The sequence below is a fragment of the Neisseria sp. CP9 genome, from assembly GCF_047758525.1.
Taxonomy (GTDB): Bacteria; Pseudomonadota; Gammaproteobacteria; order Burkholderiales; family Neisseriaceae; genus Neisseria.
In genome coordinates, this window is sequence record NZ_CP180502.1 from 1,257,360 (window position 1) to 1,278,794 (window position 21,435).

19 protein-coding genes and 1 pseudogene are annotated in these 21,435 nt (G+C 52.2%); 14 read left to right on the top strand and 6 right to left on the bottom strand.

Annotation, left to right across the window (positions count from 1 at the left end; all coding sequences use genetic code 11):
- Nucleotides 1–666: 666 nt before the first annotated feature.
- Nucleotides 667–1,497: an ATP-grasp domain-containing protein gene (locus ACMYUL_RS05970; RefSeq protein WP_070602997.1), complete on the bottom strand. Its 831-nt coding sequence runs from the start codon at nt 1,495–1,497 to the stop codon at nt 667–669.
- Between the two features lie 259 nt (nt 1,498–1,756).
- Between ACMYUL_RS05970 and ACMYUL_RS05975 the strand changes: the two genes are divergently transcribed.
- The 4 genes from ACMYUL_RS05975 (at nt 1,757) to ACMYUL_RS05990 (ending at nt 6,033) form a co-directional block, all read left to right on the top strand.
- A complete protein-coding gene (locus ACMYUL_RS05975) occupies nt 1,757–2,872 on the top strand; it encodes an ABC transporter substrate-binding protein (RefSeq protein WP_415772584.1) in 1,116 nt (371 codons plus the stop codon).
- A 524-nt stretch (nt 2,873–3,396) separates the two neighbouring features.
- Entirely contained in the window at nt 3,397–4,443 is a 1,047-nt protein-coding gene (locus ACMYUL_RS05980; protein WP_415772586.1) for a FecCD family ABC transporter permease, read from the top strand.
- Nucleotides 4,444–4,453: 10 nt separating this feature from the next.
- Entirely contained in the window at nt 4,454–5,221 is a 768-nt protein-coding gene (locus ACMYUL_RS05985; RefSeq protein ID WP_049224957.1) for an ABC transporter ATP-binding protein, read from the top strand.
- A 380-nt stretch (nt 5,222–5,601) separates the two neighbouring features.
- Entirely contained in the window at nt 5,602–6,033 is a 432-nt protein-coding gene (locus ACMYUL_RS05990; protein ID WP_003743313.1) for a plastocyanin/azurin family copper-binding protein, read from the top strand.
- Between the two features lie 230 nt (nt 6,034–6,263).
- On the opposite strand, the gene ACMYUL_RS05995 is transcribed toward ACMYUL_RS05990, so the two are convergent.
- Nucleotides 6,264–7,160, bottom strand: coding sequence for a LysR family transcriptional regulator (locus ACMYUL_RS05995; protein WP_415772589.1), 897 nt, complete (start codon nt 7,158–7,160; stop codon nt 6,264–6,266).
- 122 nt (nt 7,161–7,282) lie between these two features.
- Here ACMYUL_RS05995 and ACMYUL_RS06000 point away from each other — a divergent pair, with 122 nt between their 5' ends.
- The 3 genes from ACMYUL_RS06000 to ACMYUL_RS06010 all read left to right on the top strand — a co-directional run bounded on the left by ACMYUL_RS06000 (nt 7,283) and on the right by ACMYUL_RS06010 (nt 9,264).
- Entirely contained in the window at nt 7,283–7,684 is a 402-nt protein-coding gene (locus ACMYUL_RS06000; RefSeq protein ID WP_415772591.1) for a DoxX family protein, read from the top strand.
- A 96-nt stretch (nt 7,685–7,780) separates the two neighbouring features.
- Entirely contained in the window at nt 7,781–8,386 is a 606-nt protein-coding gene (locus ACMYUL_RS06005) for a nitroreductase family protein (protein WP_415772593.1), read from the top strand.
- Nucleotides 8,387–8,796: 410 nt separating this feature from the next.
- Complete coding sequence (locus ACMYUL_RS06010; RefSeq protein WP_415772595.1) at nt 8,797–9,264, top strand: CinA family protein; 468 nt, start codon at nt 8,797–8,799, stop codon at nt 9,262–9,264.
- Between the two features lie 120 nt (nt 9,265–9,384).
- Here the strand turns inward: ACMYUL_RS06010 and ACMYUL_RS06015 are convergent, their stop codons facing one another.
- A complete protein-coding gene (locus tag ACMYUL_RS06015; RefSeq protein ID WP_415772597.1) occupies nt 9,385–11,223 on the bottom strand; it encodes an autotransporter assembly complex protein TamA in 1,839 nt (612 codons plus the stop codon).
- 277 nt (nt 11,224–11,500) lie between these two features.
- Here ACMYUL_RS06015 and sstT point away from each other — a divergent pair, with 277 nt between their 5' ends.
- A complete protein-coding gene (gene sstT / locus ACMYUL_RS06020) occupies nt 11,501–12,724 on the top strand; it encodes a serine/threonine transporter SstT (protein ID WP_415772599.1) in 1,224 nt (407 codons plus the stop codon).
- A 68-nt stretch (nt 12,725–12,792) separates the two neighbouring features.
- Here sstT and ACMYUL_RS06025 read toward each other — a convergent pair whose 3' ends face one another.
- Nucleotides 12,793–13,263: a DUF2846 domain-containing protein gene (locus ACMYUL_RS06025; RefSeq protein ID WP_070514739.1), complete on the bottom strand. Its 471-nt coding sequence runs from the start codon at nt 13,261–13,263 to the stop codon at nt 12,793–12,795.
- A 102-nt stretch (nt 13,264–13,365) separates the two neighbouring features.
- Nucleotides 13,366–14,430 carry a Slam-dependent surface lipoprotein gene (locus ACMYUL_RS06030; RefSeq protein ID WP_415772602.1) on the bottom strand — a complete coding sequence of 355 codons (1,065 nt, stop codon included), beginning with the start codon at nt 14,428–14,430 and terminating at the stop codon, nt 13,366–13,368.
- Between the two features lie 221 nt (nt 14,431–14,651).
- Between ACMYUL_RS06030 and ACMYUL_RS06035 the strand changes: the two are divergent.
- From ACMYUL_RS06035 to purB, 5 genes and pseudogenes are all read left to right on the top strand, one after another.
- Nucleotides 14,652–14,771: pseudogene (locus ACMYUL_RS06035) on the top strand (helix-turn-helix domain-containing protein); the annotation flags it as partial.
- A 58-nt stretch (nt 14,772–14,829) separates the two neighbouring features.
- Nucleotides 14,830–15,625 (top strand): IS5 family transposase gene (locus ACMYUL_RS06040; RefSeq protein ID WP_415769999.1). Its coding sequence is split into 2 segments (ribosomal slippage): nt 14,830–15,195 and nt 15,197–15,625, totalling 795 coding nucleotides; the frame shifts between segments, so codons are not numbered across the junction.
- Complete coding sequence (locus ACMYUL_RS06045; protein ID WP_415772604.1) at nt 15,622–15,912, top strand: hypothetical protein; 291 nt, start codon at nt 15,622–15,624, stop codon at nt 15,910–15,912. The genes ACMYUL_RS06040 and ACMYUL_RS06045 overlap by 4 nt, the downstream gene beginning before the upstream one ends.
- A 131-nt stretch (nt 15,913–16,043) precedes the next feature.
- Complete coding sequence (locus ACMYUL_RS06050) at nt 16,044–16,637, top strand: YdcF family protein (RefSeq protein ID WP_415772606.1); 594 nt, start codon at nt 16,044–16,046, stop codon at nt 16,635–16,637.
- A gap of 100 nt (nt 16,638–16,737) precedes the next feature.
- Nucleotides 16,738–18,108 carry an adenylosuccinate lyase gene (gene purB / locus ACMYUL_RS06055; protein ID WP_049226392.1) on the top strand — a complete coding sequence of 457 codons (1,371 nt, stop codon included), beginning with the start codon at nt 16,738–16,740 and terminating at the stop codon, nt 18,106–18,108.
- A 577-nt stretch (nt 18,109–18,685) separates the two neighbouring features.
- On the opposite strand, the gene glmS is transcribed toward purB, so the two are convergent.
- On the bottom strand, nt 18,686–20,524 hold the full coding sequence (glmS, locus tag ACMYUL_RS06060; protein WP_415772608.1) for a glutamine--fructose-6-phosphate transaminase (isomerizing): 1,839 nt from the start codon (nt 20,522–20,524) through the stop codon (nt 18,686–18,688).
- Between the two features lie 368 nt (nt 20,525–20,892).
- Here glmS and ACMYUL_RS06065 point away from each other — a divergent pair, with 368 nt between their 5' ends.
- The gene (locus tag ACMYUL_RS06065; RefSeq protein WP_003766405.1) at nt 20,893–21,159 is read left to right on the top strand and encodes a DUF3079 domain-containing protein; all 267 of its coding nucleotides are present in this window, start codon (nt 20,893–20,895) and stop codon (nt 21,157–21,159) included.
- The last annotated feature ends 276 nt before the right edge of the window (nt 21,160–21,435 follow it).

Here is a 21,435-nt window from a genome sequence, read left to right on the forward strand (position 1 = left end):
ATCAAATAAAAATAGAGATTTGGAAAGGTTTTCCTGTTAATGAGCCATGTTTGATAAAAAACATCCGAAAGTGATAGTGCTTTTTATTGATTGTTGATAATTATTGCTTTTTTCTCTTTGATAAATTAGGTAAATACACCAAGTGACTATTCTGACAATGCTATTCTGAGCGCCCGGCAAAGCGGTTCAATATAGTGGATTAACAAAAATCAGGACAAGGCGACGAAGCCGCAGACAGTACAGATAGTACGGAACCGATTCACTTGGTGCTTCAGCACCTTAGAGAATCGTTCTCTTTGAGCTAAGGCGAGGCAACGCCGTACCGGTTTAAAGTTAATCCACTATAAAAGGGTATCCGCGTAAAGCCGCTAACTGCCTTACGGTACGCCATGATACCGAACGGCAGTATCAATAATAAACACAACAGCAAACATTTCGGAGGCTATATGTCAATTTTGTTTTTAAATTTAATCATGATCATCAGTTTGGCATCCATCGTCACACTCGCCGCAGTCTGGATGATGGAGCCCAAATTGTAATACCGATCAAAGGTTGACTGCCGAACGCAGTCGGTTTTCTAAAAAGGTCGTCTGAAAACAAGCATAGCACGGTTTAAACCCGCTACCTTTGTTTTCAGACGACCTTTTTTGCATTGGTTCTTTATCATCAACCCGCGATAACGCGCTTTACCGCCTGCACCATATCGGCAACCGCGTTTTCAGCGGTATGCAGGTAAAGGGCGGGTTCGACGAGTTCCAATTCATTGAGCAGCAACCTGTCGCCAATCAGCGTCCCGTCTATTCGGGCGTATGCCGGTATTTCAGGCAGCATGGACAATATCTGCCGTGCGGTTTCGATTGCTTTTTCCGGCGGTGCGGCAGGGCTGACGGCGACGCCGTAGGCGGAATTGGCGCGCCATTCGCCTTGGGGCGGCATACGCAGTACGGCATGGCTGAAACGCCCGTCCAAAAACACCAGCGAGGTTTCGCCCGCCGTTTCGATTTCGCGGATATAAGGCTGGACGATGATGCCTTGCGGATAATCCTCCGCCTTCAACGACACTTCTCCCGCCCTGATTTTCGCCACGCCGCGCCCGCTCTGCCCGATTACGGGTTTGACCACCGCTTCCCGCCAGCCCCGACTCTCTAAAACTTCTTCCAATTTTTCTTTTTCAGACGACGTCTGCACACTCGGAATCACGTCCGCTCCCCATTCTGCCAAATCGCACAAATAACGTTTGTCCATGTTCCAACGCATCAGCCCAACGGGGTTGATAAACCTTTGCCCGCACGCTTGCGCTTCGGTCAGCCACTGCCCAAACGCTTCAGGCTCCGCCGCATAATCCCATGCGCACAAAGGCAGGATAAAGGCGGATTTCGGGCGGTGTTGCCAGGGTGCGAAGGCGGTGGGGATGCCGTTTTGTGTCAGCGCATCCGCCAACGGCAGCAGGTTGGACGGCGGTTCGGGATAGGCGAGGCAGGTGGTAATCGTCAGCATGGCGGACTTTCGAAAAATGAAATGACAGAATATTGACAAGGGGTTATGTCTTTGCTTGATATTTCAGACGACCTTTTATCGGGCAAACGGCAGGCGTTGTTTGAACAATAAACACCATCACGTTTGCAATAAAAACTTCCCTGAATAACGGAACTTTTCCGTTTATTTTAAATCCATTAGTCTTGCATTATAAATAAGAAAGATTATTATTTATATACAAATCAGATATAACATTATTTATTACAAGGATTTTACTCTAATGAAACTTTCGCGCTTCTCCTCCCTTGCCCTTGCCGCCGCATTGGCATTCGGCACTGCCGCCGCCCATGCCAAACCGGTTCAAATTACCGATGTCAATGGCCGCAAAGTAACCGTCGACCTGCCCGCCAAACGCGTGGTTTTGGGCTTTTATTATCAAGACTACATGGCCATCGGCGGTAAAGACGCGCTGAATAATGTGGTCGGTTTCTCCAAAGCGGTTTGGTCCGACTGGGCGCCGCCGAGCTGGGCGGCGTTCAGCAAAGCCGTGCCCAAGTTGAACCAGCTTGCCGATGTGGGCGAGTTGGAAGTCGGCACGTTCTCCGTTGAAAAATTATTGGCATTGAAACCCGATTTGCTGATTCTGGCAGACTGGCAGTACAAAGCTCTGGGTTCAGACCTCGCCCGCATCAACAAAGCGGGCATTCCGATTGTGGTGTTGGACTACAACGCGCAAACGGTCGCCAAACATATCCAATCAACCAAACTTATCGGCACGCTGACCGGCCAGCAACAAAAGGCGGACAAGCTGGCGGCAGACTACAAACGCATCGCCGACACCATCCAGGCGCGCGTGAAAAAAGCCAACCTGCCCAAGCCTAAAGTGTATGTCGAATTCGGCAACAAAGGCCCTGCCGAACACAGCGTAACCTTTGGCAAGAGTATGTGGGGTTCGATGGTGACACTGGTCGGCGGCAACAATATTTCCGCTTCTTCGGTCGAATTCTACGGTCCGATCAATCCTGAAAAAGTCCTTGCCGCCAAACCCGACGTGATCGTGATTACCGGCCGCGAAACCGAATTGAAGAAAAACCCTGCCGCCATGGTCATGGGCTGGAGCATTTCGAAAGCGGAAGCGGAAAAACGCTTGGCAGGCTTTGCCAAACGCGCCGGCTGGGCCAACCTGCCTGCGATTAAAAACAACCGCCTCTATGCCGCCTACCACGCCAACTCGCGCACGCTGTCCGACAGCGCATCGATTCAATTTATGGCCAAAGCGATTTATCCGCAGTTGTTTAAGGATTTCAACCCTGAGAAGACCTATATGGACTTCTACCGCCAAAACCTGCCTGTTGTACCAAATGGTACGTTCTACCTGTATCCGAAAGGTCAGTAAGGCTGGTTTGCAGGTTTCAGACGACCTTTTTATGCGGAAGGTCGTCTGAAAGCAGCATGGGTTTTGTACAGAACCGTAGCGTGGGCTTTGCCGATGGGTGACGTTTGCGAAAATGATGGCGAATGGTATGAGGTTCCCCGTTTTCGTGGGCAAAGCCCACGCTACGACTTTCCGTCGTGCCGAGTGGGGGGCTTCAGGTGGGTTTGACTGTTTTGACCCTCTCCCTAACCCTCTCCCACGAGGAGAGGGGATCAGATAACTGAAGTCCGACCATTGTTTTGATTCCCTACAATTTGCTCCCTCTCACACGGGGAGAGGGAATCGGATAACTGAAGTCCGACTATTGTTGTGATTCCCTACAATTTGCCCCCTCTCCCCGTGGGAGAGGGTTAGGGAGAGGGTAAAGCCGTTTGGAATGCCGTTATCCCGATTTTCAAAAAACCACCCTTCAAAACGGATACAGACAAAAGAGATTGTCGGACATGAATATCCGACCTTGTTCCTTAATTTCAAAGGTTTAAAAAATGAATGATTCGGTTGTCGCCGAGATTGTGAGGAACCAGCGCAGGCTAGAAGGCAAGCGTTGGTTGATTGTTTTGATGTTTTTAATCATCGCGGCGGTCAGTTTTTTATTCGACATCGCCACCGGCCCGGCAATGACGGACACGCTGCCCGTCGGCGAAGTGGTCAATGTTTTGCTGGGCAAACCCGAAGTCGATGAAATGAACCGCCTGATTGTGATGGATTTGCGCCTGCCGATTGCGGTGATGGCGCTGGTGGTCGGTGCGGCTTTGGGTGTCGGCGGGGCGGAGATTCAGACGTTGTTGAACAATCCGATGGCCAGCCCTTATACGCTGGGTTTGGCGGCGGCGGCGGGTTTGGGCGCGTCGGCGGTGATTGCGTTCGGCGGTTTCGGGCTGCCTGAAACGGTCGCCGTCCCCATCGGTGCGTTTGTGATGACCATGCTGGCTTCGGGCATCTTGTTTCTGTTTGCCTCGGCGCGCCGCTTCAATTCGGCGATGCTGGTGTTGGTGGGGATTGCGCTTTTGTTTCTGTTTCAGTCGATTTTGTCGCTGATTCAGTTTATCGCCGCGCCTGAGATTTCGCAGCAGATTCTTTTTTGGCTGTTCGGCAGCCTGACCAAGGCGACTTGGGAAACGGTCATCGTTACGGCGGCGGTTACGGCGGTGTGCGTGTTGCTGCTTTCGCGCGATGTGTGGAAACTGACCGCGCTGCGCTTGGGCGAAGAACGCGCGGTCGGGCTGGGCATCAATCTGCAACTTTTACGCCTGAAAACGCTGGTGCTGGTGGCGGTGATGACGGCAACGGCAATCAGTTTCGTCGGCGTGATCGGCTTTATCGGACTGGTCGCGCCGCATGTGGCGCGGATTCTTTTGGGCGAAGACCAACGTTTCTTCCTGCCCGGCGCGATGCTGGCGGGGGCGGCGTTTTTATCGGTGGCGAGCGTGTTGTCCAAGGTGATTATCCCGGGCGCGCTGTTTCCGGTGGGGATTGTTACGTCGTTTGTCGGCGTGCCGTTCTTCTTCTGGATTGTGTTAACGAAACGGTAGGTCGTCTGAAATGTTGAAACTTGAAAACGTCCATATCCGGCGCGGCGATTATGTGGTCGCCGACAATATCGATTTGACGCTGGAACAAGGCAAAGTCTATTCCGTGCTCGGCCCGAACGGCACGGGCAAATCCTCGCTGATGAAAACGATTTTCGGCGAAGTGGCGCACAAAGGCACCATCCGCTACGGCGATGAAGCGTTGAGCAAAATCCACCTGCAAAGCTGGCGCAAACGCATAGGCTATATGCCGCAGGACACCGCCGCCGAAGCCTCGCTGACCGCGCTGGAAGTCGTGTTGCTCGGCCGCATGGACGCGCTGCACATGCACGTCGGCGACGAACTGCTGCACGAAGCCGCAAGTATCATGGCGGAGCTGGGCATCGGCCATCTGGCGCACCGCGACGTCATGCGGCTTTCCGGCGGACAGCGGCAGCTCGTCATGTTTGCCCAAGTCATGCTGCGCCGCCCCGAAATCCTGATGCTGGACGAACCGGTCAGCGCGCTGGATATGCACCACCAGTTGAACCTCTTGGAGCGCGTGGTGCAATACACGCACGAACACAATCTGGTTACGCTGATGGTCTTGCACGATTTGAGCCTCGCCGCGCAGTTTTCAGACGGCGTGATTCTGCTCGGCGAAGGCAAAGTACAGGCGCAGGGCGCGCCGCAGGACGTATTGCAGGCAGACATGATAGGCAGGCTGTACAAAGTGGACATCGAACTTTTATACGACAGCAAAGGCCTGCCCGTTATCCGCCCGATGCGGCAGAGTGCGTAACTTAACCGCCGTCGTCATTCCAATGGATTCCCACCTGCGCGGGAATGACGACGGTTGACAATTAACAATCCGCTCCTGCAAATGTCGGATTTGAGCATCCGGCCTGCGAACTCCCTGCAACTTATCCCCTCTCCCGCGGGAGAGGGAGAGGGCGGTAAGCCCAAGGCTTACCTCTCCGACTCATCAGCCCGTCCCATATTTTTTATAGTGGATTAACTTTAAACCAGTACGGCGTTGCCTTGCCTTAGCTCAAAGAGAACGATTCTCTAAGGTGCTGAAGCACCAAGTGAATCGGTTCCGTACTATTTGTACTGTCTGCGGCTTCGTCGCCTTGTCCTGATTTTTGTTAATCCACTATATCCTTAGAAAGGACTCCCCCCATGAAAAAATCCCTCTTCCTCCTGATGCTGACCGCTTCCCTCGGCGCATACGCCGCCAACCACGAAGTCAAAATGCTCGACAACGGCAAAGACGGCAGCATGGTGTTCGAGCCCGGCTACGTCAACGCCAAAGTCGGCGACACCGTAACCTTCAAAGCCGCCAACAAAGGCCACTGGGTGCAAAGCAAAGCCCTGCCCGACGGCGTTGCCGACTTCCTGTCCGAAGACGGCAAAGACTTCACCCTCAAACTCGACAAAGAAGGCGTGTACGTCTACACCTGCCCGCCGCACCGCATGATGAACATGAGCGGCGTGATCCAGGTCGGCAAACCGGTAAACAAAGCCAAAGCGCAAGCTGTCGTGGACGAACTGGAAAACCGCGCCATGCAGAGCAAGGGTCGTCTGAAAAAATACATGCAGCAAGTCAAATAAACCGCCGCACAAACAAAAGGTCGTCTGAAACCGTTTTCCGTTTTCAGACGACCTCTTTATAGTGGATTAAATTTAAATCAGGACAAGGCGACGAAGCCGCAGACAGTACAAATAGTACGGAACCGATTCACTTGGTGCTTCAGCACCTTAGAGAATCGTTCTCTTTGAGCTAAGGCGAGGCAACGACGTACTGGTTTAAAGTTAATCCACTATAGTTTTGGACGATGACCTTATTGCCCATCCGCCGAAATCTTCTCGTTCAGAAAATCAATAAAACTGCGCACTTTCGCGCTCAAAAACGCCCTGTCCACATAAACCGCGTTTAATTGATCGGTCCGCACGCGATAGTCCGGCAGCAGGCTGACCAGTCTGCCTTCCGCCAAATCCTGTCTGACCGACCACAGCGGTTGATAGGCGATGCCCGCGCCCGCCCTGACCAATTCGCGGATCATCAGCGTGTTGTCGCTTAGAATCACCGGATTGAGTGTCAGAATGCTTTTTTCGCCCGTTTCCCGATGGGTGATTTCCAAATTGCGTTGGTCGGTGTAGGACGGCAGGATGGCGGGATGGCGCATGACTTCTTCGGGCGTTTGCGGCGTGCCGTGTTTCGCCAGATAGTCGGGCGAGGCGAGCAGGACGAATTGGATTTGCGCAAGCGGCTTGATAATAAGCGACGGCGACAGGGTTTTTGCCACGCGCAAGGCGAGGTCGAAGCCTTCGGCGATTAAATCGACGTGGCGGTTGTCGAGTACCAAATCGAGCGTGACTTCGGGATAGCGTTCGCGGTATTCCGCCAGCCAGTTGCCGATTAAATTGCCCGCAAACCAAAGCGGCATAGTTACGCGCAACATACCCTGCGGCGTGTCCGCCCCGCCTGCCGCCTTTTGCGCGGCGGTGTCGAGCGTATCGAGCGCGTAGCTGCATTGGCGGTAGTATTCTTCGCCCGCTTCAGTCAGGTGGAGGTTGCGGCTGTTGCGGTGCAGCAGCTTGGCTTTAATCGAATTTTCCAGATGGCTGACGTGTTTGCTCGCCATCGCGGTGGAAATATCAAGCTGCTCGGCGGCGCGGGTGAAGCTGCCGCTTTGGACGACTTGGCGGAAAACTTTAAGGCTGAACAGGGTATCCATGTTTTCTTTTGGGGAAACGTTGTATCAATAAAAGCAGTATATATCTACTGGCAGTAATTATCTATACTGCCCAGATAAGATTAGTTTTCATTCCGTTCTTACATTTTGATTAGGAGTATGCCATGTCTGCAACCTGCGCCCGTATCCAACCTATTTTATTGTCCGTATTGCGTATCGTAACCGCCTACCTCTTCCTCTTGCACGGTACGGCGAAATTCTTCGGTTTCCCGACCGCCATGGGCAGCGGCTCGCCCGAAGGCTTGATGCTGGTGGCGGGCATTTTGGAAATCGTCGGCGGCATCATGCTGATTCTCGGAATGTTTACCCGTCCTACCGCCTTCGTCCTGTCCGGTCAGATGGCGGCTGCCTACTTTATGGCACACGCTGCCAAAGGTTCAGCGCTGTTCCCGCTTGCCAACGGCGGCGAATCGGCAGTCTTGTTCTGCTTCGTATTCCTCTATCTCGCAGCAGCCGGCGGCGGCTCATTGGCATTGGACAACCTGATTGGCAAAGACAAATCCTGATGTACTCAAAGGTCGTCTGAAAACAAACGACGCGGGTTTTGCGCATCCATTTCCAAACCCGCCAACAAATTAAACATCAATCAAAGGAAAAACAAAATGACTTATCAAACCTTACAACAAGCGGCCGAAACCCGCCGTTCCATTTACGCGCTGAACAAAAACCTGCCTGTCAGCAACGAAGAAATCAGCGAAATCGTCAAACACGCCGTTTTGCACACGCCTTCTTCCTTCAACTCGCAATCCACCCGCGTCGTCGTCCTCTTCGGCGAAGAACACGGCAAAGTCTGGCAATTCGTTGAAGACGCATTGCGCGCCATCGTGCCAGCCGAACAATTCGAGCCGACCGCGCAAAAATTAAACCTGTTCAAAGCAGGCGCGGCGACCATTTTGTTCTTCGAAGACCAAAACGTCGTCAAAGGCCTGCAAGAGCAGTTCCCTTCTTATGCCGCCAACTTCCCCGTTTGGGCGGACCATGCGAACGCGATGACGCAATACGCCATCTGGACAACGCTTGCCGCCGCCGGCGTGGGCGCGAACCTGCAACACTACAACCCGCTGCCCGACGCCGCCATCGCCAAAGAATGGAACCTGCCCGAAAGCTGGCTTCTGCGCGCGCAAATGGTTGTCGGCGGCATCGAAGCGCCTGCCGGCGAAAAAGCCTTTGAACCTGTGGAAAACCGTTTGAAAGTGTTCGGCGCATAATTGCCCGTCAAACAGAAAAAGGTCGTCTGAAAACCAACTTCGGTTTCAGACGACCTTTTGGTCAAATGGGTAAGGCTCAGGATAAACCAATCCGTAGTGTGGGCTTTGCCTGCGATCTTCCGCCCGAACATCCCTATCCAATCTTCCCTGTTTATCCGTAGGTAAAACCTACGCTGCGGGCGGTTGGCGGTTTAACGGATAGGGCAAAGCACAAAAGGTCGTCTGAAAAATTGGGATTCCGGTTTTCAGACGACCTTTCGCCCACTCTCTGCAATCCTTCTATAGTGGATTAACTTTAAATCAAGACAAGGCGAGGCAACGCCGTACTGGTTTAAAGTTAATCCACTATATAATAGGGTCTCCACCCAACCCCATATTTCGGGGAAACCCGCCCAGCGAAAGGACATCCCATGACCGCCCTGCAAACCATCGCCGAACACCTGACCCGACACCGCCAAACCGTCACCTGCGCCGAATCCTGCACCGGCGGCCTGCTGGCGGGCGCGTTCACCAGCATTGCGGGCAGCTCGCAATGGTTTCATCAAAGTTTCGTCACTTACAGCAACCAAGCCAAAGAAGAGCGCCTCGGCGTCATGCCCGACACGCTGCTGCAACACGGCGCGGTCAGCCGCGAAACCGTGTACGAAATGGCGCGCGGAGCGAAAGCCGTCTCCCAAGCCGACTACGCCCTCAGTATTTCCGGCATCGCAGGCCCGGGCGGCGGCAGCGCGGCGAAACCTGTCGGCACGGTTTGGTTCGGTTTGTCCACGCCGACCGAATCATTGGAACAGATGCAAGTCTTCAGCGGCGACCGCGAAGCCGTCAGAACACAGGCCGTCGAGTTTGCCCTTAATCTTTTGGCAAAACATTTGGTCTGACCGTTTTTTGTCGGCTGCGAATCCGTTGGCTTTCGAAAACCCGACGTATGCGGTTTTCACATACCACATAAAAAAACAGGGATGCCATCACGCACCCCTGTTTTTTATTTTCAGACGACCTTAAAACCTTGTGCCCAAGCTGATGTGCCAACGGAGTTTTTTGTCTTGGTGTCCGTAGGCGACGTCGAAGGAGAACGGGGCGACGGGGCTGAACCAGCGCACGCCGACGCCGGTACCGTGTTGCATACTCATGTTTTTGAAGTTGCTGGTAACGTCGCCGACATCGTGGAAGATGGCGCCGGATACGCTTTTGGTAATTGGGAATTGGTATTCGAGGCTGCCGACCAGTAACGCCCTATCGGGTAGGACGGAATTTTTCGGGCCTTCCAAACCGATGCTGTCGAGTTCGTAACCGCGGATAGAAGATGCGCCGCCGGTGCGGAACATGAGGCTGGAAGGTACGTCTTCGCCTTCGCGGGCGTAAACGTAGCCTGCCTGTCCGCGGACGATGAAGGTGCCGAGTTTTTTGTTTTCAGGCGTGTAGAAATAGCCTGCGCGGGCGGTGGCGCGCGCCATGGCGGTGGAAGAAAGGAGCTTGCCCAGTGTTACGCCGATTTTGCCGTCGAGGTAGTAGCCGTTTTCGGGACGCAGTTCGGTTTCGATGTTTTGGCGTTTCCACGAGGCGGTCAGCATGGTGGCGTGGCTGCGGCCGAGGTCGTAATTGGTATCGGGCACTTTGCGGTCTTCGGTAATAAATTCGATACCGAGGCGCGATTCGATGCCGTTGCGGTCGCGCACGCGCCAAATACCGCTGGTCAGGGCGCGTTTTTCAAGGTTTTGCGTAGTCGAGCGGTTGTAGGACGTGTTGGTCGTCCAGTATTTGCCTTCGCTGTTGCGCGGCTGGCTGATACCGGCGGCAAGGGTGGTTTCGTATTTGTCCATGTCCCAAACAACGGAGCCGATGTAGCCTTTGTTGAAGAGGTTGTAGTAGTCGTAGCCGATACGTCCGCCGAGGCCGTATTCGGAATCGTAGCGGATACCGGTTTCGAGTTTGTGGCGTTTGACTTCGGTTACGTTGACTTTGACGGGCACGCGATCGCCTTGGAGGCGGTCGAAGTCGGCTTGGACGGATGCGCCGGAGTAATGCCCGTTTTGTTCGAGCGCTTGTTGGAAGTCGAGCAATAGGTCGAGATCGTAAGGCGCGCCGGGTTTGAAGCGTGCCAGGCCGGCAACGACGTTTTCGGGATAGCGGCGGGTGCCGGTGATTTCAAAGTCGCCAAAATAAATGGGGCGGTTGCTTTCGACGGTAACGTTCAGATCGGCGGTGTTGTTGTTGGGATTGACGGTGGCTTGGCTGTTGCTGAGTTTGGCAAGCGGGTATTTTTTGCGGGTTACTGCGCTGAGGACGGAGGTTTTGCTGCTGCTCCAGCCTTCTTGATCGAAATTTTCGCCGACGGGCTGCTGCCAGTTTGCCATGGCTTTTTGGTAATACTCGGCAAGGTTGTTGTCTGACAGGATGTCGCCGAGGATGGCGACGCTGACGTTGTCGATTTTGGTGCGCGGGCCGGGATTGACGGTGACGGTGTAGCTCGAACCGTTGTCTTGGACGTTGACGCTGCCGTTGAAATAGCCTTTGGTTTTGAGCATGGTTTTGACGTTGTCGGGCGTTTCTTCGGCGAGGAAGCCGACCTGCTCTTTGTCCAACTCTTCGTCCTGCTGCTGGGTAATCAGCGGCAGGTATTCTTCGAGCATGGATTTGACTTCGCTGTTTTTGGTTTCGATTTTGACGGGAAACTTGGGCGTCAGTTTGCCTACTTTGGCAGCCTGCTCGGATTGCCCGCCCTGCTTGAAGCCGGGAATCGGTTCGTAGTCTTCGGCACGCGGCAGGTCTGCTGCGGCTGCGTGTCCGTAGGCAAGGGCGAGTGAGGCAATCAAGATGGGCGAAGTCAGTCTGATCATGGCAAAAAATGTTTCAACGACAGAAGAGTGCTAAATTCTACCATTATTTTCAATCGGGTTTAAAACCCGCCCGAGACGGAGGGGTCGTCTGAAAAGGTGGATACCAAAAAACACATTTACCCATTCAATACAAAAAATCAGGCACAAACTGTCCGACAAGTCCAAAAACAGGGCATTTTCCGCCACAACAATCGATTTGATATGTAAACCTGCGCAATAATTGATATTTTCTTTTAAAATGCAACGTTTCTTAACACATAAAGTAAGAGGATGTATCATGGCAAGTGGTAATCCACTGCTAAACGCAGTCAACCGTATCGGACTCGTACCGCAAATCATCATCGGTTTGATGTTGGGCGTCTTGGTCGGTACCATCTCCCCGAAAGCAGGCTTGGGCGCAGGGCTGCTCGGCGAATTGTTCGTCGGCGCATTGAAAGCCGTCGCCCCCGTATTGGTGTTTGTCTTAGTAACCGCCGCGCTGGTGCAATACCGCAAAGGCGGCGAAGCCAAAATCAAACCCATCATTATTCTGTATCTCGTCGGCACATTTGCCGCAGCTGCCGTCGCCGTTGCCGCCAGTATGGCATTCCCGACCGCGCTGGTGTTTAAAGACGTAGCCACCTCCACCCTCGCCCCGCCCTCCGGCATCATCCAAGTCCTCAAAGAGCTTTTGATGAAGCTCGTGTCCAACCCGATTAACGCCATCGCGGAAGCCAACTACATCGGCATTCTCGCATGGGCGTTGGTTTTAGGCTCCGCATTGCGCCACCACGGCTCCGACACCACCCGACAAGTCGTCTCCGACCTCTCCGAAGCCGTTACCACCGTCGTACAATGGGTTATCCGTTTCGCCCCCTTGGGCATTTTCGGACTGGTCTCCCAAACCGTCGCCGAAACCGGCTTTGCCGCCTTCCTCAGCTACGGACGCCTGCTGGCAGTCCTGCTCGGCAGCATGGCATTCATCGCCCTCGTTGTGAACCCGCTCATCGTCTGGTCGCAAACCCGCAAAAACCCTTACGGACTGGTCTTCACCTGCCTGCGCGAAAGCGGACTCTACGCCTTCTTTACCCGCTCCTCCGCCGCCAACATCCCCGTCAACATGGCATTGGCGAAAAAACTCGGCTTACATGAAGACACCTACTCCGTCTCCATCCCGCTGGGCGCAACCATCAACATGGCAGGTGCAGCGATTACCATTACCGTCTTAGCCATGGCAGCCGCCTACACCAAAGACATCGTCGTCGACTACCCAACCGCCCTGCTCCTGAGCCTCGTCGCCACTGTCGGCGCATGCGGCGCATCCGGCGTTGCCGGCGGCTCGCTGCTGCTGATCCCCGTCGCCTGCAGCCTCTTGGGCATAGACAACGACTTCGCCATGCGCGTCGTCGGCGTCGGCATGATCATCGGCGTAATCCAAGACTCCGCCGAAACCGCCCTCAACTCCTCCACCGACGTACTCTTTACCGCCGCCGCCGACTTAGGCAGCCGCCGCAAAGACTGAAAATTCGGTTGTTTTGTAAAACGTTAAAAAGGTCGTCTGAAATTTCAGACGACCTTTTTTAATCTAAATTACGGGTGAGCTTTAAGACATTGCCCCGTAGCTGCCATGTTCAGTTTCATCACTTCGGCTTTGCCTTCAGCCTCCGAAACCTGTTTCACATTTGCGCCACCGACAAAAGCGCCCATTTTGATATATTGACGTACGAAATAATGTTTGCCCGCTTCCATATGTAGCGACAGACTATTGGTGGAGAACTCCGAAGCAGTCGTTACCATATGCTCTTTGCCCCCATCAACTTCCGTATAGAAGAACACATTCGGTGCGGACGTACCCAAGCAGTGACCATCTACCCAAATATCTTTCTTCAATGCACCACCTAAGATACCCGAACGGTACACATACAGCCCCGCCTTGCCTTCCGATGGAGGAGCAAAAGTTTTGGCTTTTGAGGAAACATCTGCATTACCCATCGGTACGGAAGTGACACAGGCGGATAGCATCAAAACGGCAGATACTGCCGCCAGCATTGAAAATTTCATTATATTTCTCTTTCTTTATACATTAACAAAATTGCTACTGGGCAGGGTAGGTCGACACTCATACTATGAATTAAGCCAACCCACCCCAAAAGCTGCAAGAGTTTAATGAATTGCGCCGCGTTCCGCGCTAAAGCTGGTGTTTAAACTTTCCAGTTGCCCGACAATTGCTTGACCTTGGAATGTTGCCTTACCAGCCACTTCTTCCGCTTTTGGTCCGTAAAACTTACCTTCATAGCGGCCTTCTACGGTACGGAACAGGATATTGTCCTCACCTGCGGTTGCCTTGCCTGCAAACCCGTTACCTCTAATGTCAGCTTCTTTCAAAGAAATATCACGTCGAATACCATTAATTGCCAATTCACCACTGATTTTTTTCCGTCCGAAATCGGCATACAAAGTTGATGTTCCGATATTAGTTACGTTACCAGAAACATTGTCGTAACGGCTGGCATTACCCCTATATGTCGCAATACCTGATTTCGGCATATCGGCTGTAGTTGTCTCCAAGCCAAAATAGAAAATGTCACGTTTCGGGTCTTTACTGGCGTTATAAGCAGTTTTTAGTGCATAAGTTAAGGCTTGAGCTTGTAATCCTGCAAGTCCTGTGGCTTCTACACCTTTATTGATTAAATGTATCACTACCTTATCAATGACAATTTCATCTAATTCTTTATCTTTTTTCATTGCGCCATTGAAAGAGTAACTCCGGTTATAACCTGATAAGGTTGCAATACGCTTCCCACCAATTTTCATTCCAATATTGGTTAATTCCCCTTTTTCAAATTGGTTTTTATCCAAATAAATACCTGTATTCTCTAGTTTCGTTATTTCTTTAATTTCAGGTTTAGTTTCACTAGGAGAAGAAGGCTGGGCTTCTACTTTACTAGTATTATCAGTTTTGACCTCGTTTGGTTTGATTTCTCTCGGAGCAGGCGGTGTACTGGGTGCTGCTGTTGGCTCAGGCATTTTTGTTTCGGTTGCTTCGGTTTGAGTATTTTTAGTTGTTTCAGTATTGTTATCTGAAATAGTAGGTGTAGGTTCTACTGGTTTGTTATCTAAATTCACCGTTGGTGTCGGTGCTGCTGTCGGTGTCGCACCACCACCTCCGCCTCCTCCGCAAGCTCCTAATAGAATTGCTGTCGCACAAAGCAAGAAAGATTTTTTCATTTTATATTCCTGTGTTTGAATAGAAGATGTATTGAAAAATGTAATAGCTAGTTATTGCCGACATTTTGCTTTACTAATTAATGCATAAATTTGCAAAGATATGCCATTCAGGATAATATATTTACCGCGCATCACTTATCAATACCAATTATTATGATTTAAGACCGTTTATCGGAATAAATTCCCAATTTTAATTACATTCGACTACAAGGAGGCTGTGAATGTCCGTCAATGACAAAATCCGTGCTTTGCGCGAGTTGAACAATTGGTCACAGGAAGATATGGCAGAACGGCTGAATATGTCGAAAAGCAGTTATTCTCGGCTTGAACGGGACGAGAGAAAATTGGATTTAGCAAAAGACCTTTTGCGAAAGTATCCTGAAGATTTACAATTCCCAAATGAAATACGAAAACCTCATCCAAAGAAGCGACAGGGAATTCAAACGGCTCACAGGTGTAACGCCCGTCCTTTTTCACGAAATGCTGAAAGTCACCACAGAAGCAGAAAGCCGGAAGGTCAAGTCAGGCAGGCCGCATACGCTCAGCTTGGCAGACCAACTGCTGCTTACCCTGAGCTATCTGCGTCATTACCATACCCAACTCGAATTGGCCGCCATCTACGGCCTTTCTGAAAGTAATGTCTGCCGCACCATCCGTAAAACCGAGGACGCCCTCATCCGTTGCAAACGCTTTTCCCTGCCAAAACACAAGAATCCGGGCGATCAAACGGTCATCATTGACGTTACCGAAAGCCCGATTGAACGTCCCAAAAAAACAGCGGCAGTATTACAGCGGCAAGAAAAAGCGGCACACGGTTAAAATCCAGGTCATATACGGCAGAGAAACTGAAAAAATCATCAGCATCCGGACGGGGATGGGTGCTCAGCATGACATGCGTTTAGCCAAGAGGCACCTTGCAGAGCTTTATCCCTACAAAATAGTCATTGCGGATAAGGGTTATCAAGGATTGGCTAAAACCGGATTACAGACCCCGAAAAAGAAATCCAAACATCATCCGCTGAACAAACAGGATAAAGAGGCGAACAGGCGGTTAGGCAAACTCAGAACCGTCATCGAGCACATCAACAGGAAACTGAAGATATTCAAAATCTTGTCGCTGCCTTACCGCAACAGGCGGAAACGGTTCGGGTTAAGGGTAAATCTGATTGCAGGACTGGTTAATGCGATGGGATGAATATTTTCGCAAGAGGTCTAAAGTTGGAAAAGCTGGCGGCAATTTTTAAAATCGATATTGGCGAGTTGGTTGCTTCGGATGATAAAGAATTAGTTTTGTTGATCGGAATGAACAACAGCAACAATCCCGATTATGGGGCAAATGGGCAGATTACGATTGAACTCGAAAAACTAAAGCTAGGCTTGGAACACAGCCGTGAACTGCTGGCTCACAAGGATTTGCTGCTGGCGCAAAAGGATCGGGAGATTTCAGCTTTGCGGCAGTTGGTAGCACAGCTGCAAAAGTAAGTTATTGAAGAATGGGAGGTCGTCTGAAATTTCAGACGACCTTTTGTTGTATAAACTTCGTAAAATTAAGGAATAATCGGAACCTGCTCATACAGCCGCGTTCCAATTACTTTCATCATTTTAGGATTCGGATGTTCAAAAAAACCCTTGTTTTTATATTGATTTTGTTCTTTACCGCCGCGCTTTTGCCGCTGTGGATCATGTGGCGCGATTTCCAGGTGTCGCGGTTAGATGCGGATACAGTGCGTCCGGCGGATGCTGCGGTTGTGCTTTCGACGCGTTCTTATGAAGGGGGGCGTCTGAATCCTTGTTTGGTGGCGCGCGTTGAGGCGGCTGTCGAGCTGTACCGTGCCGGTAAGGTGAAGAAGCTGGTGATGTCGGGCGGACTCAGCCGCGATTTTCAGTCTGCTTCAGGCAATATGCAGATGATTGCGGAGAAAATGGGCGTACCGAAGGCGGACATTATCCAAGAGCGGCGGGCGGAAAATACGTTTGAAAACATCGTGTTCAGCCGAAAATTTATCGAAAACAGCCCGCGCGTCGTCATTGTCAGCGCCGGTTTTCATTTGGCGCGGGCGCGGATGATGGCAGACAGGCAGTGGCAGGGACACGATATTCAGGTGTATGCCGCGCCGTTTTGTTCCGAGCCTTACGGCGGCTATGGTTACACGGTATTGCGCGAGTCGGCGGCGTTTGTCAAAAACGCTTTGAAGGGCAGGTTGTAGTTTCAGACGACCCCAAGTTGCCGAGTCAAATCATGTATAATTGCAAACAATTTGACTGTTTGATTTAACCGTTTGACCGACCTACCGACAGGACTCCGACATGATCAACCCTATCGCTGCACTTTCCCCCCTAGACGGCCGCTACGCCCAATCCGTTGAAGCATTGCGTCCGATTTTCTCCGAATACGGCCTGATGAGGGCGCGCGTCAAAGTCGAATTGAGCTGGCTCAAAGCCCTCGCCGCCGAACCGAAAATCACCGAAATTCCCGCCTTCAGCGATTTCACGCTTGCCGAAATCGACAAAGTCATTGAAAACTTTTCATTGGAAGACGCAGCCGCCGTCAAAGCCATCGAAGCGACCACCAATCATGATGTCAAAGCCATCGAATACTGGCTTAAAGAACGCTTCGCCGGCGTGCCCGAAGTCGCCGCTGCCAGCGAGTTCATCCACTTCGCCTGCACCAGCGAAGACATCAACAATCTGTCCCACGCCCTGATGTTGCAAGAAGCGCGCGAAACCGTCATCCTGCCGAAACTTGCCGAAATCATCGAAAAGCTCACCGGCATGGCGCACGACCTTGCCGCCGTCCCCATGATGAGCCGCACCCACGGTCAGCCCGCCACGCCGACCACCTTGGGCAAAGAAACCGCCAACATCGTGTACCGCCTGCAACGCCAGTTCAAAAACCTTCAGGCGCAAGAATTCCTCGGCAAAATCAACGGCGCCGTCGGCAACTACAACGCCCACATGGTCGCCTATCCCGACGTCGATTGGGAAACCCACTGCCGCAACTTCGTCGAAATCAGCCTCGGCCTGACCTTCAACCCCTACACCATCCAAATCGAACCGCACGACTACATGGCTGAATTCTTCCAAACCCTCAGCCGCATCAACACCATCCTGATCGACTTCAACCGCGACGTTTGGGGTTATATTTCATTGGGTTACTTCAAACAAAAAGTCAAAGCGGGCGAAGTCGGCTCTTCCACCATGCCGCACAAAGTCAACCCCATCGACTTTGAAAACTCCGAAGGCAACCTCGGCATGGCCAACGCAGTATTGGGCTTCTTATCCGAAAAACTGCCCGTCTCCCGCTGGCAGCGCGACCTGACCGACAGCACCGTCCTACGCAACATGGGCGTAGGCGTAGGCTATGCCGTGTTGGGTTTCGCCGCCCACCTGCGCGGCCTGAACAAGCTCGAACCCAACCCCGCCGCGCTGGCCGCCGATTTGGATGCCACTTGGGAGCTGCTCGCCGAGCCGATTCAAACCGTTATGCGCCGCCACGGTGTCGCCAATCCTTACGAAAAACTGAAAGACCTGACGCGCGGCAAAGGCGGCATCACGCCCGAAGTGCTGAAAGTCTTCATCGAATCATTGGAAATCCCCGCCGAAGCCAAATCCCAACTGCTCGCCCTGACCCCCGCGCTGTACATCGGCAAGGCGGAAGAATTGGCGAAACGGATTTGATGCAGCCTTAATGATTTAAGATTGAGTTGAGACGACCTTTTCGTCAAATATAGTGGATTAACTTTAAACCAGTACGGCGTTGCCTCACCTTGCCGTACTATCTGTACTGTCTGCGGCTTCGTCGCCTTGTCCTGATTTAAAGTTAATCCACTATAAGAGTAGCATGGGCTTTGCACACGACTTTCAACCCAGACATCAGAATCCAATCATTTTTATTCATTCGTGGGTAAAGCCCACGCTACGGGTTCGGTTTATCCATAGCGTGTTTGGATTAATAAAAGGTCGTCTGAAAACTGGGAAACCAAAGTTTTCAGACGACCTCTTTCAATCTCAAACCTGCCTTCTTAATCAACGTAGGAAATGAATAAGATACCGTCAAAACAAACCGTAGCGCGGGTTCTACCCGCGAAACAGATGCGAGGACAACTGCCCGATTCAGACTGACAGGCGGCAAATCTCGTGGGCAAAGCCCACGCTACAGGTTCGGTTTATCCAAAGCGCGCGTCGATTTAAAAAAGGTCGTCTGAAAACTTGGTTTCCCAGTTTTCAGACGACCTTTTACCGTTCCAATCAGACTTTATTCAACCGTAACCGATTTCGCCAGATTGCGCGGTTTGTCCACGTCCGTGCCGCGTGCGAGGGCGGCGTGGTAGGACAAGAGCTGCACGGGGATGGTGTGCACGATCGGCGAGAGTACGCCGACGTGGCGCGGGGCGCGGATAACGTGCACGCCGTCGGTGGCGTTGAAATTGCTGTCCAAATCGGCGAAGACGAAGAGTTCGCCGCCGCGTGCGCCGACTTCCTGCATGTTGGCTTTGACTTTGTCCAACAAGCCGTCGTTCGGTGCGATGACGACGACGGGCATGTTTTCGTCCACTAATGCCAGCGGACCGTGTTTCAATTCGCCTGCGGGATAGGCTTCGGCGTGGATGTAGGTGATTTCTTTCAGCTTCAACGCGCCTTCGAGGGCGATCGGGAAGTGGATGCCGCGGCCTAAAAACAGTGCGCTGTTTTTCTTGGCGAATTTTTGCGCCCAGGCGGCGATTTGCGGCTCAAGGTTGAGGGCGTGTTGGATGCTGCCGGGCAGTTGGCGCAGCTCTTCGACGTATTCGCGCGCTTTTTCGGCGGAAACCAAACCGCGCTGTTTGCCCAGCGTTACCGCCAAGCCAAACAAAACAACCAGTTGCGTGGTGAACGCTTTGGTTGAGGCGACGCCGATTTCTGCGCCGGCGCGGGTGTATAGCACCAATTCGCTTTCGCGCGGCAGGGCGGATTCCATGACGTTGCAGATGGACAGGCTGTGTTTGTGTCCCAAAGACTGCGCGTATTTCAGGGCTTCCATGGTGTCCAAGGTTTCACCGGATTGGGAGATGGTGATGACCAATTGTTTCGGATCGGCAATCACGTCGCGGTAGCGGTATTCGCTGGCAATTTCCACGTCGGTCGGCATTTTGGCGATGGATTCGAGCCAGTATTTGGCGGTCAGCGCGGCGTAGTAGGACGTGCCGCAGGCGAGGATTTTGATGCTGCGGATGTCGTCGAACACTTCACGTGCGTTCGCGCCGAAGTTTTCGGGTTCGAAGCCGCCGTCAAGGAACACTTCGGCGGTATCGGCGATGGCGCGCGGTTGTTCGTGGATTTCTTTTTGCATGAAGTGGCTGTAAGGGCCCAATTCCAGCGACGCGAGCGACAGTTCGGATACTTTGACGGTGCGTTGGGTTTCAGTACCGGTTTTGTCAATGAGTTTGTCGATGCCGTTTGCGCTTAGAAGGGCAATGTCGCCGTCTTCCAAATAGGCGATGCGGCGGGTAAAGGCGATGACGGCGGATACGTCGGAGGCGATGAAGGTTTCTTGATCGCCCAGTGCCACCAAGAGCGGGCAGCCCATGCGTGCAACGACCATTTCTTCGGGTTTGTCCTGCGCCATCACGGCGATGGCATACGCGCCGTGAAAACGGGCGGTAGCTGCGCGGACGGCTTCAAACAGTTTGCCGCCGTTTTGGGTGTATTCGTGATTAACGCTGTGGGCGATGACTTCGGTGTCGGTTTGCGATTCGAAGGTGTAACCCAAGGATTGGAGGCGTTCGCGTTCGGCTTCGAAGTTTTCGATGATGCCGTTGTGGACGACGGCAATCATGCCGCCGGAGATGTGGGGGTGGGCGTTGGGTTCGGTTACGCCGCCGTGGGTCGCCCAGCGGGTATGGCCGATGCCGATATGTCCGAACACGCCTTTTTCGCGCGCCGCATCCTCCATCAGCTGCACGCGGCCGACACGGCGCACGCGCTTGATTTTGCCGTCCATGTTCACGGCGATACCCGACGAATCGTAGCCCCGATATTCAAGGCGTTTGAGACCGTCGGTCAGAAAATCGACTACATTGTGATTGGCGCGGATGGCGCCGACGATACCGCACATATAAGTTCCTTAGTATCTAAAGTTGAAAAAAGACAAGACGCCGGCTTCCGTACGCCTTGCCCGCACATTATATCAGAGCGTAATATATCATACTGAATTTTAAAGAAATTAACAGTAAATCCAACTGATTAATTGCTTTAAAAATAGTTTCAAATATCAGGCTTTCCGCCGTTTGAGTGCCATATGGCGGATTAGTTTTATCGAATAGGTTGATATGCTGTTTGTATAAATATAACATGAATCGGCTGGCTATTTCAGACGACCTTATACATTTCTTAACTGTCCAGCGTAAAAAGACGTACAAAAACCAAGCTGTCGCAATTGAATCATTTATAATTTCATGAAAATAAAAACAAGGATTTCACACCATGGCAAAAAAATTCCCCATCTTCCCCAAAGCGCCGGAGCGCATCTGCTGGGGTTGCGACAAATATTGTAAAGAAGACGATTTGCAATGCGGCAACGGCTGCGAGCGCATCCAACACCCCATCGAATTGGACGGGCGCGAGTGGTATAAAAAAGGCGACTGGAGCAATTTGTTGAGCGAAGAGCAGCAAATCGAACTGGGCTTGAAAGAAGCACCCAAACCCGCCAAGCCGCATATCAAACTGCCGTTGCGGAACAAAACGGCTTAAGCACCCCGCTGAACTTAAGGGGTCGTCTGAAAACCGAAGGGGCGCAATCATGCGCCCTTATCTTTAATTTCAACGATACACCAAGAAATTGACCCCACACGCGCCAAACCGCCGCTGCCCATCTCCCTAGCAAACATACTGAACTTTAAATATGGTATGTCATCAAATTCCGTCATTCCCACCCGCCTGCGCGAGGACAGGAACGCCAACGGTTCAAATCCCCTGTCCCGATATGGATTTCCTTAATAAAAGGTCGTCTGAAAATAAAAGGTCGTC

Excerpts from the sequence above, each read along its gene's own strand:
- ACMYUL_RS05970 (WP_070602997.1), bottom strand. The coding sequence starts at position 1,497 with ATGCTGACGATTACCACCTGCCTCGCCTATCCCGAACCGCCGTCCAAC.
- ACMYUL_RS05975 (WP_415772584.1), top strand. The coding sequence starts at position 1,757 with ATGAAACTTTCGCGCTTCTCCTCCCTTGCCCTTGCCGCCGCATTGGCA.
- ACMYUL_RS05980 (WP_415772586.1), top strand. The coding sequence starts at position 3,397 with ATGAATGATTCGGTTGTCGCCGAGATTGTGAGGAACCAGCGCAGGCTA.
- ACMYUL_RS05985 (WP_049224957.1), top strand. The coding sequence starts at position 4,454 with ATGTTGAAACTTGAAAACGTCCATATCCGGCGCGGCGATTATGTGGTC.
- ACMYUL_RS05990 (WP_003743313.1), top strand. The coding sequence starts at position 5,602 with ATGAAAAAATCCCTCTTCCTCCTGATGCTGACCGCTTCCCTCGGCGCA.
- ACMYUL_RS05995 (WP_415772589.1), bottom strand. The coding sequence starts at position 7,160 with ATGGATACCCTGTTCAGCCTTAAAGTTTTCCGCCAAGTCGTCCAAAGC.
- ACMYUL_RS06000 (WP_415772591.1), top strand. The coding sequence starts at position 7,283 with ATGTCTGCAACCTGCGCCCGTATCCAACCTATTTTATTGTCCGTATTG.
- ACMYUL_RS06005 (WP_415772593.1), top strand. The coding sequence starts at position 7,781 with ATGACTTATCAAACCTTACAACAAGCGGCCGAAACCCGCCGTTCCATT.
- ACMYUL_RS06010 (WP_415772595.1), top strand. The coding sequence starts at position 8,797 with ATGACCGCCCTGCAAACCATCGCCGAACACCTGACCCGACACCGCCAA.
- ACMYUL_RS06015 (WP_415772597.1), bottom strand. The coding sequence starts at position 11,223 with ATGATCAGACTGACTTCGCCCATCTTGATTGCCTCACTCGCCCTTGCC.
- sstT (WP_415772599.1), top strand. The coding sequence starts at position 11,501 with ATGGCAAGTGGTAATCCACTGCTAAACGCAGTCAACCGTATCGGACTC.
- ACMYUL_RS06025 (WP_070514739.1), bottom strand. The coding sequence starts at position 13,263 with ATGAAATTTTCAATGCTGGCGGCAGTATCTGCCGTTTTGATGCTATCC.
- ACMYUL_RS06030 (WP_415772602.1), bottom strand. The coding sequence starts at position 14,430 with ATGAAAAAATCTTTCTTGCTTTGTGCGACAGCAATTCTATTAGGAGCT.
- ACMYUL_RS06045 (WP_415772604.1), top strand. The coding sequence starts at position 15,622 with ATGAATATTTTCGCAAGAGGTCTAAAGTTGGAAAAGCTGGCGGCAATT.
- ACMYUL_RS06050 (WP_415772606.1), top strand. The coding sequence starts at position 16,044 with ATGTTCAAAAAAACCCTTGTTTTTATATTGATTTTGTTCTTTACCGCC.
- purB (WP_049226392.1), top strand. The coding sequence starts at position 16,738 with ATGATCAACCCTATCGCTGCACTTTCCCCCCTAGACGGCCGCTACGCC.
- glmS (WP_415772608.1), bottom strand. The coding sequence starts at position 20,524 with ATGTGCGGTATCGTCGGCGCCATCCGCGCCAATCACAATGTAGTCGAT.
- ACMYUL_RS06065 (WP_003766405.1), top strand. The coding sequence starts at position 20,893 with ATGGCAAAAAAATTCCCCATCTTCCCCAAAGCGCCGGAGCGCATCTGC.